Origin of the sequence: Streptosporangium sp. NPDC002524, from assembly GCF_040295985.1 — a bacterium.
In the GTDB taxonomy this organism is placed as follows: domain Bacteria; phylum Actinomycetota; class Actinomycetes; order Streptosporangiales; family Streptosporangiaceae; genus Streptosporangium.
Genome location: NZ_JBEOWK010000004.1, coordinates 129,635 through 145,738, shown reverse-complemented (window position 1 = coordinate 145,738; position 16,104 = coordinate 129,635). Strand labels below are relative to the sequence as shown.

Annotated in this window: 17 protein-coding genes; 7 read left to right on the top strand and 10 right to left on the bottom strand. The window is 72.0% G+C overall.

Annotated features, from left to right (window positions below):
* Positions 1–121: 121 nt before the first annotated feature.
* Positions 122–1,492 (top strand): vWA domain-containing protein, encoded by a 1,371-nt coding sequence (locus ABT053_RS07715; protein ID WP_350968092.1) that lies wholly within the window; start codon positions 122–124, stop codon positions 1,490–1,492.
* 146 nt (positions 1,493–1,638) lie between these two features.
* On the opposite strand, the gene ABT053_RS07710 is transcribed toward ABT053_RS07715, so the two are convergent.
* Positions 1,639–2,376: a nuclease-related domain-containing protein gene (locus ABT053_RS07710; protein ID WP_350968091.1), complete on the bottom strand. Its 738-nt coding sequence runs from the start codon at positions 2,374–2,376 to the stop codon at positions 1,639–1,641.
* A gap of 225 nt (positions 2,377–2,601) precedes the next feature.
* Here ABT053_RS07710 and ABT053_RS07705 point away from each other — a divergent pair, with 225 nt between their 5' ends.
* Both ABT053_RS07705 and ABT053_RS07700 read left to right on the top strand, forming a co-directional pair.
* Positions 2,602–3,204 carry a TetR/AcrR family transcriptional regulator gene (locus ABT053_RS07705; RefSeq protein ID WP_350968090.1) on the top strand — a complete coding sequence of 201 codons (603 nt, stop codon included), beginning with the start codon at positions 2,602–2,604 and terminating at the stop codon, positions 3,202–3,204.
* Positions 3,201–3,329, top strand: a complete 129-nt coding sequence (locus tag ABT053_RS07700) for a hypothetical protein (RefSeq protein WP_350968089.1) — start codon at positions 3,201–3,203, stop codon at positions 3,327–3,329. Before ABT053_RS07705 ends, ABT053_RS07700 begins: the two co-directional genes overlap by 4 nt.
* Before the next feature lie 32 nt (positions 3,330–3,361).
* On the opposite strand, the gene ABT053_RS07695 is transcribed toward ABT053_RS07700, so the two are convergent.
* The 3 genes from ABT053_RS07695 to ABT053_RS07685 all read right to left on the bottom strand — a co-directional run bounded on the left by ABT053_RS07695 (position 3,362) and on the right by ABT053_RS07685 (position 7,122).
* Positions 3,362–4,471: an acyl-CoA dehydrogenase family protein gene (locus ABT053_RS07695; RefSeq protein WP_350968088.1), complete on the bottom strand. Its 1,110-nt coding sequence runs from the start codon at positions 4,469–4,471 to the stop codon at positions 3,362–3,364.
* A gap of 84 nt (positions 4,472–4,555) precedes the next feature.
* Positions 4,556–5,731, bottom strand: a complete 1,176-nt coding sequence (locus ABT053_RS07690) for an acyl-CoA dehydrogenase family protein (protein WP_502991709.1) — start codon at positions 5,729–5,731, stop codon at positions 4,556–4,558.
* Between the two features lie 188 nt (positions 5,732–5,919).
* Positions 5,920–7,122 carry an acyl-CoA dehydrogenase family protein gene (locus ABT053_RS07685; RefSeq protein WP_350968087.1) on the bottom strand — a complete coding sequence of 401 codons (1,203 nt, stop codon included), beginning with the start codon at positions 7,120–7,122 and terminating at the stop codon, positions 5,920–5,922.
* Positions 7,123–7,198: 76 nt separating this feature from the next.
* Here ABT053_RS07685 and ABT053_RS07680 point away from each other — a divergent pair, with 76 nt between their 5' ends.
* Both ABT053_RS07680 and ABT053_RS07675 read left to right on the top strand, forming a co-directional pair.
* Positions 7,199–7,795, top strand: coding sequence for a YdeI/OmpD-associated family protein (locus tag ABT053_RS07680; RefSeq protein ID WP_350968086.1), 597 nt, complete (start codon positions 7,199–7,201; stop codon positions 7,793–7,795).
* A 44-nt stretch (positions 7,796–7,839) separates the two neighbouring features.
* A complete protein-coding gene (locus ABT053_RS07675; RefSeq protein WP_350968085.1) occupies positions 7,840–8,427 on the top strand; it encodes a GNAT family N-acetyltransferase in 588 nt (195 codons plus the stop codon).
* Between the two features lie 228 nt (positions 8,428–8,655).
* Here ABT053_RS07675 and ABT053_RS07670 read toward each other — a convergent pair whose 3' ends face one another.
* The gene (locus ABT053_RS07670) at positions 8,656–9,234 is read right to left on the bottom strand and encodes a TetR/AcrR family transcriptional regulator (protein ID WP_350968084.1); all 579 of its coding nucleotides are present in this window, start codon (positions 9,232–9,234) and stop codon (positions 8,656–8,658) included.
* 73 nt (positions 9,235–9,307) lie between these two features.
* On the opposite strand from ABT053_RS07670, the gene ABT053_RS07665 reads away from it, so the two are divergent.
* Entirely contained in the window at positions 9,308–10,474 is a 1,167-nt protein-coding gene (locus ABT053_RS07665) for an FAD-dependent oxidoreductase (protein ID WP_350968083.1), read from the top strand.
* A gap of 18 nt (positions 10,475–10,492) precedes the next feature.
* Here the strand turns inward: ABT053_RS07665 and ABT053_RS07660 are convergent, their stop codons facing one another.
* The 3 genes from ABT053_RS07660 to ABT053_RS07650 all read right to left on the bottom strand — a co-directional run bounded on the left by ABT053_RS07660 (position 10,493) and on the right by ABT053_RS07650 (position 12,579).
* Positions 10,493–11,353: a DMT family transporter gene (locus ABT053_RS07660; protein ID WP_350968403.1), complete on the bottom strand. Its 861-nt coding sequence runs from the start codon at positions 11,351–11,353 to the stop codon at positions 10,493–10,495.
* Positions 11,354–11,527: 174 nt separating this feature from the next.
* Positions 11,528–11,803, bottom strand: a complete 276-nt coding sequence (locus tag ABT053_RS07655) for a hypothetical protein (protein ID WP_350968082.1) — start codon at positions 11,801–11,803, stop codon at positions 11,528–11,530.
* A gap of 410 nt (positions 11,804–12,213) precedes the next feature.
* Complete coding sequence (locus ABT053_RS07650) at positions 12,214–12,579, bottom strand: VOC family protein (protein WP_350968081.1); 366 nt, start codon at positions 12,577–12,579, stop codon at positions 12,214–12,216.
* Positions 12,580–12,878: 299 nt separating this feature from the next.
* Here ABT053_RS07650 and ABT053_RS07645 point away from each other — a divergent pair, with 299 nt between their 5' ends.
* Positions 12,879–13,889 carry an EamA family transporter gene (locus tag ABT053_RS07645; protein WP_350968080.1) on the top strand — a complete coding sequence of 337 codons (1,011 nt, stop codon included), beginning with the start codon at positions 12,879–12,881 and terminating at the stop codon, positions 13,887–13,889.
* A 73-nt stretch (positions 13,890–13,962) separates the two neighbouring features.
* Here ABT053_RS07645 and ABT053_RS07640 read toward each other — a convergent pair whose 3' ends face one another.
* Together ABT053_RS07640 and ABT053_RS07635 are read right to left on the bottom strand one after the other, a co-directional pair.
* Positions 13,963–14,754, bottom strand: coding sequence for a class II aldolase/adducin family protein (locus ABT053_RS07640; protein WP_350968079.1), 792 nt, complete (start codon positions 14,752–14,754; stop codon positions 13,963–13,965).
* A gap of 143 nt (positions 14,755–14,897) precedes the next feature.
* Positions 14,898–16,049, bottom strand: a complete 1,152-nt coding sequence (locus tag ABT053_RS07635; RefSeq protein ID WP_350968078.1) for a lactate 2-monooxygenase — start codon at positions 16,047–16,049, stop codon at positions 14,898–14,900.
* Positions 16,050–16,104 lie beyond the last annotated feature (55 nt).

Here is a 16,104-nt window from a genome sequence, read left to right as displayed (position 1 = left end):
GCCCCTTGGTCGGCCCCGCCGAAAGCGCCGCGAGGCGCACCGCGACCGGCGTTCCTGACGGCCCGGACGGCCCGGCAGGCGGGGTTCCCAGCGGTCCGGGGCGCGGGGCGGGAGGCCGGAGGTGAGCCTGCTCGACCGGCACGTGGGGTTCGTGCACGCGCTGCGCGACGCCGGGCTGCCGGTCTCCCCGGCCGAGGGCCTGGACGCGGCCAGGGCGCTGGCGGTGATCGACCTGACCGAGCGGGAGTCGCTGCGGGCCGCGTACGCCGCGACGCTGGTCAAGCGGCCCTCGCACCGGCCGGGCTTCGACACGCTGTTCGACCTGTGGTTCCCCGCCACGACGACCGGCCTGGAGGCGCCGCGCCAGGCCGAGCCGGACCGGCAGGGCCTGCCGGACCTGGAGACCGCCGAGGTCCCCGAGTTGCGCGACCGGCTGGCCGAGCTGCTGCTGGGCGCCGAGGGGATGAACGAGTTCGCGCGGGCGATGGTGGAGCGCTTCGGCCGCCAGCCCGCGGGCCCCGGCAGGCAGAACTGGTTCTCCTACCCGGTGATGCGGACGCTCTCCCCCGAGACGCTCATGGCGCGGCTGCTCGCCGAGGTCCTCGCGGGCCGGGAGCGCGGCGGGCTGGCGGAGAAGGTCGCCCGGCAGCGGATCGGCGAGAACACCAGGCGCTTCGAGGACGCCGTCTCCGGCGACGTGCGCCGCCGGATCGCCGAGGACTCCGGGATCGAGCGGATCGCCCGGTCCGCGGTACGCCCGCCGCTCGAACAGCTCGACTTCCTGCGGATCGCCAAGGCCGACCTGGCCAGGCTCCGCCGGGAGGTCCACCCGCTCGCCCGCCGCCTCGCGGCCCGGCTCACCGTCAAGCACCGGCTCGGCCACCGTGGCCGCCTCGACTTCCGCAGGACCGTACGGGCCTCGCTGTCCAGCGGCGGGGTCCCGCTCACCACCTTCAACAGGCCGCGCCGCCCGCACAAGCCCGAGCTGGTCGTCCTGTGCGACACCAGCGACTCGGTCGCCTCCTTCGCGCACTTCACCCTGCTGCTGACGTACACGCTGCGCGAGCAGTTCACCAAGGTCCGCGCGTTCGGGTTCGTGGACACCGTGGACGAGATCACCCGGTTCTTCGTGCCGGGCGCCGACGTGGTGGAGGCGATGACCCGGCTGACGAAGGAGGCCGACATGGTGCGGTTCGGCCGGACCAACTACGGCCACGCGCTGGAGGGGTTCGTCGAACGGTACGGCGACGCGATCGGGCCGAGGACGTCCCTGCTCATCCTGGGCGACGCCCGGTCCAACTACCAGCCGCCCGCGCTGGAGACGCTGAGGCGCCTGGCCGGGGGCGCCCGGCACGCCTACTGGCTCAACCCGGAGCCGACCGCCCAGTGGGACAGCGGCGACTCCCTCGCGACGGCGTACGGCGGGATCGTGCCGATGTACGAGTGCAGGAACGCCGCGCAACTGGCGGCCTTCATCGAGGAACTCGTCTGAGGAAGGGGGCCAGGCCGAACGGCCGGACCTCTCCGGCCCCCTCCAGACGCTAAAAGCCGTCGCCCACGCGGACGACCAGCTCGGCCCGCCCGCCCGGGGACATCCCGGGCGGAAGGAGTCAGGCCGAACGGCCAGGCGGGCGCCCGTCAGCTCATGCGGCGCAGCACCCGGGCGGCGGTCCTGGCGAGGACCTCGACCTGGGCGTCGTCGAAGTCGGCCCGGGGTCCCTTCTGGATCCAGCGCGCGACCAGGCGGGGCTTGAGGAGGGTGAGCCCCTCCGCGGTGACCGACCGCCTGATCACCCCGCCGTGCACGGCGATCAGGGGCTCGATGGTGACGGGGATGCCCGACTCGCGGGAGAGCACCTCGGCCAGCGACTCGGACACCTCGACGAGCGCCTTGGCCACCTTCGTGCCGTACTTCTCGCCCAGGAACAGCCGGTCGCCGTACCGGGCGATCTCGGTGTCGGGGTCCCACGCCTCGTTGTCGACCACCCAGACGCCACCGGGGCCGATGACGAGGTGGTCGACCGACGCCTTGCCCGGCATGGCCCGGCCTTCGAGGATGTGGTACCCGTCCCTGCGGAGCTTGCGGCGGAGCAGCTTGCCGGTGATGGTCTCGCCCCGGCGCCTGCCGCGCCAGACGGCCGTGGAGTCGTACTCCCGCCAGCTCAGGAACGCGTCCCCGGCGGCGACGAGCAGGCCGCACAGCAGCCCGAGGATGGGCGGGGACAGGTCGAACCGGTAGGCGAGCGCGACGCCCACGGCGAGGCCGACCGCCGCCTTGACCGCGCGCATCTTCCTGCGCTGGACGACTTCCTTGATCCAGAACTGCTCGTACATGACCTGCGGCGACAGGCCGTGGACCTGGTCGACTGGTGTCACGTAGATAGATCCGCCCGGCATAGCGGAACCCCCATGGCTAGAACGGTCGGCAAGGAAGGGAGGGGGGACCTGCCACGCTGAAGATCCTCGGACTATGAAATACCCAATTGGGGGCTCCAGCTATCGCCGGGCCGCGAAGGTGACGCAAGTAACACGTATTCGCCAGCCGCCAGCGGCGCAACCGACCAGTCGGTATGCTTTCCCTCACCACACCATGGGGGACGCATGACTCAGGACCAGGAGCCGGTACGGCAACGCCTGCTCAGTGAGGCCACCCGCCTGTTCGCCGAGCGAGGCTTCGAGAGTACGTCAGTGCAGGAGGTCGTCTCCGCGGCGGGTGTCACCAAGGGCGCCATGTACCACTATTTCGACTCAAAGGACGACCTGCTCCACGAGATCTACGGGCGCGTGCTGCGCCTGCAGATGGAGCGGCTCACCCACTTCGCCGACGGCCCGGGGCCGGTGGCCACGCGCCTGCACTCCGCCGCCGCGGACGTCGTGACGACCACGGTGGAGAACCTGGACGACTCCAAGATCTTCTTCCGCTCGATGCACCTGCTCGCGCCCGACACCCGCAAGGTCGTCCGCGCCGAGCGGCGCAACTACCACGAGCGCTTCCGCGACCTGGTCACCGAGGGCCAGCGCGAGGGCACCTTCAGGAGCGACGTCCCCGCGGACATCGTCGTCGACTTCTTCTTCGGCTCCGTCCACCACCTGGGCACCTGGTACAGCGCGGAGGGCGCGCTCTCCGGCCCCGAGCTGGGGACGCACTTCGCCGACCTGCTGCTCACCTCGCTGCGACCGGAGCGGCCCGCACCCTCCGCGTGACCCCCGGCACGGAGCCGGGGGTCATCGTGTCGGCGCACGGGCAGCACGGGCAGCACGGCCAGCGCGACCAGCGCGACCAGCACGGGCAGCGCGACCAGCACGGGCAGCGCGACCAGCACGGGTAGCGCGGCCAGTGCGATCGGTACGGCCAGTGCGGTCAGACGGGACCGGGCAGGTCCGCGAGGGCCGCCACGGCCTCCCGGTGGGCGCCCGGGGTGCCGAGCGCGATCTCGGTGGACTTGGCGCGCTTGAGATAGAGGTGCACCGGGTGCTCCCAGGTCATCCCGATCCCTCCGTGGAGCTGGACGCTCTCCTCGGCGACGTGCACCGCCACCTCCGAGCACCACGACGCGGCCACCGCCGTCGCCAGCTCGCGATCCCCGCTCGCCTCCCCCTCGCCGGACCCGGACCCGGACGCGACCGCGTCCGTGGCGAGCAGGTCGGCCGCGTTCCTCGCGGCGGCACGGGCCCGCACCACGTCCAGCCAGAGATCGGCCATCCGGTGCTTGATCGCCTGGAAGGAGCCGACCGGCCGGGCGAACTGGTGGCGCTCCTTGATGTAGGCGAGCGTCGTGCCCAGGCACCACTCGGCGACCCCGAGCTGCTCGGAGGCGAGCAGGCCCGCGCCGAAGTTCAGCACCCTCCGCACGTCGAACGCGCCGATCGCCTCACCGGGAGTGTCCGAGAACGTGAGGGTGGCGACCGGCCGCGTCAGGTCGAGCGACGGCACCACGTCGATCCGGACGTCCGCCGCCTCCACCCGGTAGAGCGCCGTCCCGACGGGCACGAGCAGCACGTCCGCCACGTCCGCTCCGGCCACCGCCCGGATCTCCCCGTTCAGGACCCCGTCCGCGACGGTGACGGTCTCCGGCAGCGGCCGGTACGGCGAGGCCGCCAGCGACACCGCGAGCGCCGCCGTCGTCTCCCCCGAGGCGAGCTCCTGGATCAGGTCCTCCTCGCCGACCTGCAGCAGTGCCTTGGTCGCGAGCACCGAGCTGGTGAGGAACGGCAGCGGCGCCACCGCCCGCCCCAGCTCCTCCAGCACCACCGCGACCTCCCGCGCCGACGCCCCCGCCCCGCCGTAGTTCTCCGGCACGAGCAGACCCGCCACCCCGATGTCCCTGGACAGCGTCTTCCACAGGTCCATGTCGTACGGCGCCTCGGACTCGGCACGCTTCAACACGGCGTCGGCCCCGCAGCGGTCCGCGAGAAGATCCCGCACGGAGGCCCTGAGCTCCTCCTCGACTTCGGTATACAGCAGTGTCATCGGTCGCTCACCACTCCTCATTCGCTACGCGGCCCGCTCGTCCCTCGCGACCCACTCCGCTCACTGCGTCGGGTTCACTCCGCCTCATCGCGGAAGGTCCTTCCAGGGCACGTCCTTGTCGACGCGGGGTTCCGAGGGGAGGCCGAGTACGCGCTCGGCGATGATGTTGCGCAGGATCTCCGAGGTGCCGCCCTCGATGGAGTTGCCCTTGGCGCGGAGGTAGCGGTATCCGGGGCCCCGGCCGAAGAAGTCGACGCTGTCGGAGCGGCGGAAGGTCCAGTCGTCGTAGACCAGGCCCTCCTCTCCGCGCAGTTCCACGTCCAGCCCCGACAGGGCCTGGTTGAGGTCGGCGAAGGCGAGCTTCATGCCGGAGCCCTCGGGTCCGGGCTGCCCGGCGGAGAGCTGCTCGCGCAGGCGCGTACCGGCCAGGCGGGTCACCTCCGCCTCCACCCACAGGCGCAGCAGGCGCTGGTGCAGGTCGTGGGTGCGCGCCTCGGGCCGGGAGCGCCAGGTGTCGGCGACCAGGCCGACCACCCCGCCGCCCCGCCGGACCGGCGCGCCGCCGATGGCGACCCGCTCGTTCATGAGCGTGGTCTGCGCGACCCGCCAGCCGTCGCCGACCTCCCCCAGCCGCAGGTCGTCGCCGAGCCGTACGCCGGTGAGGAAGACCTCGTTGAACTCGGCCTCGCCGGTGATCTGCCGCAGCGGCCTGACCTCGACCCCGGGGGCGTGCATGTCGCACACGAAGTAGGTGAGCCCCCGGTGCTTGGGCACGTCCGCGTCGGTCCTGGCGACCAGGATCGCCCAGCGGGAGTGGTGGGCGCCGGAGGTCCAGACCTTCTGCCCGTCGACCACCCACTCGTCGCCGTCCCGCACCGCGCGGGTGCCGAGCGTGGCCAGGTCGGAACCGGCGCCGGGCTCGCTGAAGAGCTGGCACCAGATCTCCTCGCCCGTCCACAGCGGGCGCAGGAACCGCTTCCGCTGCTCGTCGGTGCCGAACGTCAGGATCGTGGGCGCCGCCATCCCCAGCCCGATCGTCTGCACCCCGAGGTTGAGCTGCGGCGTCCCCTCCAGCTCGCGCTCCACGACGTTCTGCAGCTCGCGCGCCGCCCCGAGCCCGCCGAGCCCCTCGGGGAAGTGCACCCAGGCCAGCCCGGCGTCGAACCTGGCCCGCAGGAACTCCAGCCGGTCCCCGGCGGGGTCGTGCCCGGCCAGGAACGCGGCAGCGCGCTCCCTGACCGCCTTCTCGTCCAGCGCCACGGACGCTCCCTTCGTCGATCTCCATCGGCCTTCGTCGGCCTGTGCCGGCCTTCGCCGGCCTCCGTCAAGCCTCGTCGCCCGCAGTCGGCCGTCAGCCGACCGCCAGTCGGCCGTCGTCGGCCCGCGCGCCCCGCGTCTCCGGGGCATCCCGGTGTCGCCCGCCCCCGAGGCGGTGGGCGGACGCGGGCTCACATGTGTTTCTTGAGCTCCCGGTAGGCCAGGGAGCGCTTGTGGACCTCGTCGGGACCGTCGGCGAGCCGCAGCGAGCGCGCTCCCGCCCAGAGGCCGGCCAGCGGGAAGTCCTGGCTGACGCCCCCGGCGCCGTGGGACTGGATCGCCTTGTCCAGGATCCACTCCACGTCGCGCGGGGTGGCGATCTTGATGGCCTGGATCTCAGCGTGGGCGCCGCGGTTGCCCACGGTGTCCATCAGCCAGGCGGTCTTCAGCACGAGCAGGCGGAGCTGCTCGATCCGCACCCGCGACTCGGCGATCCAGTCCTGGACGACACCCTGCTGGGCGATCGGCTTGCCGAACGCGCTCCGCGACAGGGTCCGGACGCACATCATCTCGACGGCCCGCTCGGCCATCCCGATCAGCCGCATGCAGTGGTGGATGCGGCCGGGCCCGAGGCGGGCCTGGGCGATCGCGAAGCCGCCGCCCTCCTCGCCGATCAGATTGTCGACCGGCACCCTGACGTCCTCGAACACGATCTCGGCGTGCCCGCCGTGGTCGGAGTCGGAGTAGCCGAAGACGTGCATGCCCCGCTTGACGTGCATGCCGGGCGTGTCGCGCGGGATGAGGATCATCGACTGCTGCCGGTGCGAGGACGCCTCGGGGTCGGTCTTGCCCATCACGATGAAGATCCTGCAGTTGGGGTTCATCGCGCCGGAGGCGAACCACTTGCGGCCGTTGACGACGTACTCGGAGCCGTCCCTGACGATCGAGAGCGCGATGTTCGTGGCGTCGGAGGACGCGGTGTCGGGCTCGGTCATCGCGAACGCCGACCGGATCTCGCCGCGCAGCAGCGGCTCCAGCCACTCCTTGCGCTGCCACTCGCTGCCGAACATGGAGAGGACCTCCATGTTGCCGGTGTCGGGGGCGGCGCAGTTGGTCGCGGTCGGGGCGATCCTGGGCGAGCGGCCCATGATCTCGGCCAGCGGCGCGTACCGCAGGTTGGTCAGGCCCGCGCCGTGCTCGCCCGGCAGGAAGAGGTTCCACAGGCCTCGCCTGCGCGCCTCCTCCTTGAGATCCTCCATCAGCGGTGGAGTGGCCCACCCGCTCTCGGCGGCCTGGGCCTCGAAGGCCTCCTCCGCCGGGTACACACACTCGTCCATGAAGCCGAGCAGCCGTCCCCGCAGCTCCTCGGTCTCGGCGTCGAACGCGAAATCCATGGGCCCTCCTCACGGTCTCCCGTGAGGGTACCGACCGGACGGTATGCCTGTCGACACGCCCCCTATGCTCAACCCCATGGACCCCGTCTTCTTCGCCACCCCCGAGGAGTTCCGCGCCTGGCTGGAGGCGCATCACGAGACCGAGACGGAACTGCTGGTGGGGTTCTTCAGGAAGGGCACCGGCCGCCCGAGCGTCACCTGGCCCGAGTCCGTCGAGCAGGCCCTGTGCTTCGGCTGGATCGACGGCGTCCGCAGGACGATCGACGCCGAGAGCTACAGCGTCCGCTTCACACCGCGCAAGGCCCGCAGCACATGGAGCGCGGTCAACATCGCCAAGGTCGCCGAACTGACCGAGCGCGGCCTGATGCTCCCCGCGGGCCTGCTCGCCTTCGAGCAGCGGACCGAGGACAACTCGGTGATCTACTCCCACGAGCGGGGCGAGGACGCCGCGCTGGACGAGGAGCAGGAGCGCCGCTTCCGGGCGGAGACGGCGGCGTGGGAGTGGTTCCAGGGCCAGCCGACCGGCTACCGCAGGACCGCGCTGCACTGGGTGACCACCGCGAAGCGGCCCGAGACGAGGGAGAGGCGTCTCACCCGGCTGATCGAGGATTCCGCGGCCGAACGCAGGCTCGCCCAGTTCGAGCGCCGAGTGGTTCCCGGGAACACCCCCTGAGTGGACCTTCGGGCAGGTCCGCCACGGGCCCTAGGGTCGTCTCCATGACCGCGAAGATGCCCGCTCCCGTCACCCTCGAGGACGAGACCGTACGGCTGGAGCCGCTGACCGCCGGGCACGTCCCCGACCTGTTCCTGGCCGGTGGCGACGACGACGAGGTGTGGCGCTGGATGCCCGCCCCGACCCCGCGCACCGAGGCCGAGCTGGCGAAGATCGCGGTACGGCTGGTCGAGGTGCCGGACCACGTGCCGTTCGCGGTGATCCTGAAGGAGACCGGCCGCGCGGTCGGCTGGACCACCTACATCGACACCCCCGGATACGCCGACAGCATCGAGATCGGCTGGACCTGGTACGGCAGGTCCGTGTGGCGTTCCGCGGTGAACACCGGGTGCAAGGTCCTGCTGATCGACCACGCCTTCGACAAGCTGGGCGTGAACCGGGTCCAGTTCAAGACCGACAACCTGAACGTCCGCTCGCAGGAGGCGATCAGGCGCATCGGCGGCGTCGCCGAGGGCACCCTGCGCCGCCAGCGCCGCCGCGCGGACGGCACCTGGCGCGACACCGCCTATTTCAGCATCCTCGACGACGAGTGGCCCGCCCACCGCACCCGCCTCACCGGCCGTCCCCGCTGAACCGCCGACCCTGCGCGAACCACCGGCCCCGCTGAACCGCCGACCCCGGGATCGGGCCCGCCCAACCGGACCGTCTCGCCGAACCGCCCCCTACCCCCTTGCCCCCTTACCTCCCTGCCTCCTTGCGGACCGTCTCACCGCCCCGCCGAACCCCCCGCCCTGTGATCCGCGGCCTACGTACCTGAGTGCCCACGTACCTGAGTGCGTGAGTGCCTGCGTACCTGAGTGCTACGCGTCCTCGCGGCCGAGCATGCCGCGCAGGAGTTCCCCGATCCCCAGGCGGAGGTCGTCCAGGGTGGGATCCGCTCCGGCGCCGATGACGGCGTCGAAGATCACTCCCTCGCTGAAGGCGACGATCTGGCGCCCGTGCCGTACCGGGTCGGACGAGCCCGCGGCGGAGAGGATCGCGACCGCGGGGTCGCGGAAGCGCGCACCGGCCCTGTCGTAGATCCTGCGCAGCTCGGGGCGGCGGGTGGCCTCGAGAGCCAGCTCGTAGCGGGCGACCGCCTGGCGGCGTCCGACGGTCAGCTGCGCCCAGAGCGCCTGGGCCGTCATCTCGGCGAGAACCCCGACCAGGTCCGCCGCCGGGGACTCCAGGATCGGCGCGAACGTGGCGGACTCCAGCTGGGTGAGCCGAGCGAGGGTCAGCTCCAGGAGCGCGGACCGGGTGCGGGCCAGGTTGGAGGTCGACCCCGGCGGCAACCCCGCCGCCTCGTCCACGGCCCGATGGGTGAGGCCGCGCATTCCCCGATCCGCCAGCAGGGCGATGGCGGTGTCGGCGACGAGCTCCGCGCGTTGGGATTTCACTCTCCGATACTACATTTGTAGTTGGACTACAGGCGTAGTAATGTCCACTACATCCGTAGTAAAGGAGAAGGTCATGACACGTGCGGTGGTCATCGGGGCGGGCATCGGCGGGCTGACGGCGGCGGTGGCACTGCAGCGGCGGGGCTGGGACGTGACGGTGTTCGAGAGGGCGGCGTCCCTGGAGCCGGTCGGCTCGGGGCTCGCCGTCGCCGCCAACGCGCTCAAGGCGCTCGACACGATCGGGGCCGGTGACGAGATCCGCGAGCTGTCCGCGGTCCAGGGCGCGGGCGGCATCCGGCGCTCCGACGGCGGCTGGCTGGTGAGGACCACCGTGGAGGCCGCCTCGGCGCGCAACGGCGGCGACTCCGTGGTGCTGCTGCGCCGCGCGGACCTCGTCGGCGTGCTCTCCTCCCGCCTCGCACCCGGCACGGTCCGGCTGGGCACCGAGGTCTCGGAGGTCAACGCGGAGAACGGCCTGGTCACCCTCCCCGGCGGGCGGGTGGAGGCGGACCTGGTGGTGGCGGCCGACGGCATCCACTCCCCCGTCAGGGCGGCGTTGTTCCCCGGCCACCCCGCCCCCCGCTACGCGGGCGTCACCAGCTGGCGGGTGCTCGTCCCCGCCGAGGGCGTCCCGGGTCAGGCGTACGAGAGCTGGGGGCGCGGCAAGGTCTTCGGCGTCATGCCGCTCGCCGGGGGCACGTCCTACTGCTACGCCACCGACACCGTCCCGGCGGGCGGCGGTGGCGGGGACCAGCTGGCCGAGCTGCGGCGGCTGTTCGGAGACTGGCACGCACCGATCCCGGAGCTGCTCGCCGCGGCCTCGCCGGAGAAGGTCCTGAGGAACGACGTCCACCACCTCGCCACCCCGCTGCCCGCGATGCACCGGGGCAGGGTCGTCCTGCTGGGCGACGCCGCGCACGCCATGACCCCCAACATGGGTCAGGGCGCCTGCCAGGCGATCGAGGACGCGGTGGTGCTGGCCCACGTGGCCGGCGACGGCCGGAGGCCCACCGGCAGAGGCGGCGGGAACGACCCGCTGGCCGGTTACACCGCCGCGCGGCTGGAGCGTACGTCCAGAATCGTGGCCCGGTCCGCCTCGATCTGCCGCGTCACCCGGATGCGCAACCCGCTGGCCGTACGGCTGCGCGACACGATGATGGCGCTCAGCTGGCGGCTCGCCCCGTCGAGCGTGAACGGCGCGATGGACGAGGTGTTCGGCTGGACACCGCCGGCCCCCTGACCCCGGGCCGGTTCGCGGTTACGGCGCGACGCCCGCCTTCTCGCGTAGCGGGGCGGACACCCCCTGGTCGGGGGAGAGCCGTCCCAGGGTGATCGTCCCCCAGACGAGCAGCGCGGCGGCGACGAGGGCCGGGATCACGTTCAGCCAGCCGCTGGGCACCGCCTCGTCGAGCAGGAGCGCGCCCGCGAGGATCGAGGTGATCGGGTCGACGATCTGGACCGCGGCGTAGGAGATGCCGAAGTAACCCACCTCGTAGGTCTTCTGCAGCAGCACGACCGCGCAGATGAGCAGCACGGGGATGGCCGGCGTGAACCAGCTGAGCAGCGTGCCCAGGTCACCGTCGAAGTTGCCGCCCACCACCCGGACGAAGGTGGAGACGCTCGCCGTCACCGCCCCCGCGCCGACCGACAGCACGAGCGCGTGGGTCGAGCCGGTCATCCTCCGGGCCAGCAGGTGCGACACCAGCACGACCAGCCCGACGCAGCCGAGGAAGCCCAGCGCCTCCTGGTTCGTCATGTGGGGTTTCACGGGGTGCGCGGGGACCAGCAGCAGCAGCCCGAGCAGCCCGACGGCCACCGCGGCCGAGCCGACGATCTCCCCCCGGTGCGGGCGCCTGCCGTGCAGCATCGCCGCCAGCGGCACCGCGAACACCAGCGTCGCCACGCTGATCGGCTGCACCGCGATCAGCGGCGCGAAGCTGAGGGCGACGGCGTGCAGGGACGCCCCGGTGAAACCGATGACGCCGCCGATCCACCAGCGGGGCCGCTTCATCAGCTTCAGCGAGGCGCCCTCGGTGACCGCCTCGAACTGCTGGAGCGCGGCGCCCAGGGCGTAACCCAGCGCGCCGACCAGGGCGATCGATATCCCGACCCAGGTCATCGCCACCTCACATAACGGACGGGGCATCCGGAAAGAAGCGATTCACGGGTCATCCCGCAAGCTTAAGGCGCATGGCGAACGGGTAGGGACCTTCCCCGGTTTGTCGAGACGCGACGAGGCACCGTCCGGCCGGTGCCGACGAGAGCGCGACGCCCTTTCCGGCGGGGAACATTCTCACGAACCGGTGCCCCGGGCACGACCGACGCCCTGACCACCGGCCCGCGCCGGCCCGGCGCCCGGACCACCGTCACCGGGCCGGGCACCGGCGGGTGCGCCGGGCCGGGAGGGCTCGGGATCCCCAGAGTTCCCGGGGTCTTCACCGGCGAGATACACGATGCCGTCATCGCGGGGCCGGGGGCTCTCGTGGTCATCGTTGTTCTCACGGCCTTCACGGTCCCCGTTGTTCTCGCGGCCTTCGCGGCCTTCGCGCGCCGCGACGAGCGAGATCACGCCGACCGTCCCGCGCCGGGGGTGCCGCATCGTCAGTCCTCCTCGGGGGTGGGGACCTCCGCCTCCGGACGAGCCTCGGGCGAGGGAGAACGGGCTCTCGGTCGCCTCCGGGGAGGTCTCCGTCATCTCCGGGAAGGAGAGAGTCCGGAAGGCAACTCCAGCGCATCCCTCCCGGATCGTCCAGTCACCCGGACAACCCCCTGCCCCCGAACTCCCGGCCCCCTGGTCCCCCGGCCTTCAGACTCTCCGGCCCCCTGGCTCCGGACGGGGTCCGCCCGGCCCGGGGGCCGCGCGGCCAGTGGTCCGTGTGGCCAGTGGTCACCTCGGTCCGGGAACCCCCGAAGGCCCATGCGGTCGACAGACAGTCGTCCCGCGCCTGGACGGAGCCCGGCCGGTCAAGTGGTGAGCGGTCACTCGCCACCGGGCGGGCAGACGCAGAACAGGTGCCCCTCGGGGTCGGCGAGCACGACCCACTTCCCCTCGCCGGGCTGGAAGTCGGGCCGGGTCGCTCCGAGTTCCAGGTAGTCCCGGATCGCCCCCTCCAGGTCGGGCACGCGGACGTCCAGGTGGAACTGCTTGTCGGCCCCCGGCCACACGGCCGGCTTGCGGTCGAGGTTCTGCTGGAAGTAGATGCTCGTCGTGCCGTCGCCGATACCGGCGTAGGTGTCCTCCGCGTACTGGATCTCGTAGCCGAAGACGGCCGCGTAGAACTCGGCCAGCCGCCTGGGCTCGGCGCAGTCGATGTTCACGGCGAGGAACTGTGCTTTCGTGGTCATGGAACGATCGTCCCGCCCATACCTGTCAACCGCTGTCATGTTCACCGCGACGGTTCGCACGACAGGTCCCGGCACGGGCATCGGAGAGTGCCCCGCAGTAAGGCACTGGCCCGGATAAGTGGTGGCCGCTTTGAGGAGTGCCTGGTTAGGGTGTCTCCGTGTTCCTGATCGTTTCCCCGCCGACCGCCCCCTAGCGGGCGGCCCTCTCTCCTGACGACCGGACCTGTGGTGGTCCGGTGGGTGCTTGCCGTCCGCATACGTGCGACCTGACGTCAACCACCTCATCTGGAGAGATCTCCATGACGCATGTCTCCGTACGGCGGGGCCTGCTGTACGTGTCCATCGCGGCGACCGCCTGGGGCACCGGTGGCGCCGCCGGCGCGCTGCTCCACCAGACGGGCGGGCTCGGCCCCGTCGCCGTCTCCTTCTGGCGGTTCGCCGCCGGAGCGGCCGTGCTCCTGCTGGCCAGGCTCCTGTTCGGCCTCGGCGCCCCCCGGCACGCCGAACCACTCACCAACGTCCAACCGGCCCGTCACACCCGGCGGGATCCGGCCCTCAGCGGGTCGCGGCACGCCGGGCCGCGACCCGTCCTCCGGCGGGCCCGCCTCGCGTGGCGGGGTTCGATGCTCGGGAGGGTCCTGGTCACCGGCGTGGCGATGGCCGTCTACCAGACGGCCTACTTCGCGGCGATCGCCGAGTCGGGCCTGGCCGTGGCGACCGTGGTCACGATAGGCGCCACCCCCGTCCTGGTGGCCGCGGGCGGGCGGCTGCTGCTGGGCGAGCGCCTGAGCCCCGCCGGGCTGGGCGCGGTCGCGATCGCCCTGACCGGCCTGGCCATGCTGACGCTCGGCGACGGTTCGGCGGCCTTCTCCGCGGCCGGTGTCGGGTGGGCCCTGCTGTCGGCGGCCGGGTACGCGGGCGTGACCCTGTTCAACCGGGCCTCCGCCGACGAGCCGTACGCCACCGCGACGGGCGGCTTCGTCGTCGGCGGGCTCTGCCTGCTCCCCGTCGCGCCGGCCCAGGGCCTGCTGCCCTCCGGTGACCCGCTCGTCTCCTGGGCGGTGGTCGTCTATCTCGGCACGGTCCCGACGGCCCTGGCCTACGGGCTCTTCTTCACCGGTCTCGTGGCGGTACGGGCCACGACGGCCGCCGTGATCTCCCTCGTGGAGCCGGTCGGCGCGGCGATCCTGGGGATCCTGCTGCTCGGCGAGCGGCTCACCCCTGCCGCGGCGTGCGGGAGCGTCCTGCTGCTCGGCGCGGTCGCCCTGCTCGCCCTGAAGGAGAGAGGACAGGTGGCCACCCCGGTGTGACCGGGCCCGCGAGGGTCTCGTGACGGGGACGCCTGTCACGAGACCCTCGCGGGACCTCAGCCGAAGCGGGACCTCAGCCGAACAGGTCAGGCTCGGTGGCGACGATCTGGTCGTACAAAGGCTGGAAGTTGATCCAGCCGGCCCTGTCGTCGCCGATCTGGCCGTGGGTGAGCTTGGCGTTCTCGTGGGTGATCCGGACGGTGGGTCCCGCGGCCTTGGCGAGGAGCTGGGCCTGGCACGAACGCTCCATCGTGATGAACCACCAGGCGGCGGCGTCCACGCTGCCGCCCACCGTCAGCAGCCCGTGGTTGCGCAGGATGACGGCCTTGTGGGAACCGAGGGCCTGGGCGATGCGGCGGCCCTCCTCGGTCTCCAGGACGACACCGGTGTAGTCGTCGAACAGGGAGTGGTCCTCGTAGAAGGCGCAGGCGTCCTGGGTGAGCGGTTCCAGGAGCGTGCCGAGGGACGACAGCGCCTTGCCGTGCACCGAGTGGCTGTGCGCGGCGGCGACCACGTCCGGCCTGGCCTGGTGGACCATCGAGTGGATCGCGAACGCGGCCTTGTTGACGTGGTAGCGGCCGTCGACCACCTGGCCCTCGTGGTTGACGAGGATCAGATCGCCGACCTTGACGTGCTTGAACGACATGCCGAACGGGTTCACCCAGAAGTGGTCGGTGTGCTCGGGGTCGCGGACGGTGATGTGCCCGGCCACCCCCTCCTCGAAGCCGAACCTGCCGAACAGCCGCAGCGCCGCGACCAGGCGTTCTTGGCGGTGGCGACGCTCCTCGTCCACGGTCTCGAACTTCGGCGGGAGCCGGAAGGTGAGCTGGTCACCGGGAACGGGCCGCAGGTCGGACAGGCTCACGATTCCTCCAGGACGATCACGGTTCCTCCAGGACGGTCACGGCGTCTTCAGGACAGTCACGGTTCCCCCAGAACAGTCACGGTTCCTCCAGGACGGTCACGGCGTCTTCAGGAAAGTCGCAGGTCACAGCGTCCCCAGGACGGTCACAGTGTCTCCAGGGCGGAGGGGTCGAGGTCGGCGATGCAGTCGTAGCCCGCCAGGCCGAGGGTGAGGTCGAGCTCCGCGAGCAGGCTGCGCACCACATGACGCACCCCCTCCTCGCCGCCCGCGGCCAGTCCCCAGACGTACGGCCTGCCGAGGAGCACGGCCCGCGCGCCGAGGGCGAGGGCCTTGACGATGTTGGAGCCGGTGCGGACGCCCGAGTCGAACAACACGGTCAGCCGGTCGCCCACGGCCGCCGCGATCGCGGGGAGCGCGTCGAGCGAGGCCGTGGCGCCGTCGATCTGGCGGCCCCCGTGGTTGGAGACGACGATGCCGTCCATTCCCGCGTCCGCCGCGCGCAGGGCGTCGTCCACGTGCTGGATCCCCTTGAGGACGATCGGCCCGTCCCAGTTGTCGCGGAGCAGGGCCAGCTGGTCCCAGGTGTGGGGGCGGCCGTTGAACATCGGCACCCACTGCATGATCGCCGCGTCGAGGTCCTCCTCGACCGGGCGGGCCAGCTTGGCGCGGAACACCGGGTCCGACAGCGGGATCGCCAGGCCGGTCCCGCGCAGGAACGGCAGGTAGGCGTGGTCGAGGTCGTGCGGGCGCCAGGCCAGGGTCCAGGTGTCGAGGGTGACGACCAGGGTGTCGTAGCCGTTCTTCGCGGCCCGGTCGAGCAGGCTGAGCGTGACCTCGTCGTCGTGCGGCCAGTAGAGCTGGTACCACCGGGGGCCGTCGGCCTCGGCCACCTCCTCCAGCGTGTGGGACGCGGCGGTGCTCAGCACCGTGGGAATGCCGAGCGAGGCGGCGGCCCTCGCGGTGGCCAGCTCGCCGTCCGGGTGCACGATCGACTGCACCCCGATCGGGGCGAGGGCGAGCGGCGCGGGGTAGGTCCTGCCGAACAGCTCGACGCCGAGGTCCCTGACCGGGACGTCGCGGAGCATCCTGGGCACGATCCTCCGGCGGTCGAACGCCTCGCGGTTGGCGCGCTCGGTCGCGCCGGTCCCGGCGGAACCGGCAACGTACCAGTACGGTCCCGGGTCGAGCCGCTCCTTCGCGATCCGCTCCAGCTCGGCGACGGACGTCGAGTACGCGGGCGGGGTCCCGACCAGGCCGTTGAGGTAGATCTCGTACTGGTAATCGGAGAAGGCCATGTTCCAACCTTTGTTCCGATCACCGTGGATGTCTACGGCTTGTTGGCTAAAATCA

Coding starts and splice junctions, on each gene's coding strand:
- ABT053_RS07705 (WP_350968090.1), top strand. CDS start 2,602: ATGACTCAGGACCAGGAGCCGGTACGGCAACGCCTGCTCAGTGAGGCC.
- ABT053_RS07695 (WP_350968088.1), bottom strand. CDS start 4,471: ATGACACTGCTGTATACCGAAGTCGAGGAGGAGCTCAGGGCCTCCGTG.
- ABT053_RS07685 (WP_350968087.1), bottom strand. CDS start 7,122: ATGGATTTCGCGTTCGACGCCGAGACCGAGGAGCTGCGGGGACGGCTG.
- ABT053_RS07680 (WP_350968086.1), top strand. CDS start 7,199: ATGGACCCCGTCTTCTTCGCCACCCCCGAGGAGTTCCGCGCCTGGCTG.
- ABT053_RS07675 (WP_350968085.1), top strand. CDS start 7,840: ATGACCGCGAAGATGCCCGCTCCCGTCACCCTCGAGGACGAGACCGTA.
- ABT053_RS07665 (WP_350968083.1), top strand. CDS start 9,308: ATGACACGTGCGGTGGTCATCGGGGCGGGCATCGGCGGGCTGACGGCG.
- ABT053_RS07660 (WP_350968403.1), bottom strand. CDS start 11,353: ATGACCTGGGTCGGGATATCGATCGCCCTGGTCGGCGCGCTGGGTTAC.
- ABT053_RS07650 (WP_350968081.1), bottom strand. CDS start 12,579: ATGACCACGAAAGCACAGTTCCTCGCCGTGAACATCGACTGCGCCGAG.
- ABT053_RS07645 (WP_350968080.1), top strand. CDS start 12,879: ATGACGCATGTCTCCGTACGGCGGGGCCTGCTGTACGTGTCCATCGCG.
- ABT053_RS07635 (WP_350968078.1), bottom strand. CDS start 16,049: ATGGCCTTCTCCGATTACCAGTACGAGATCTACCTCAACGGCCTGGTC.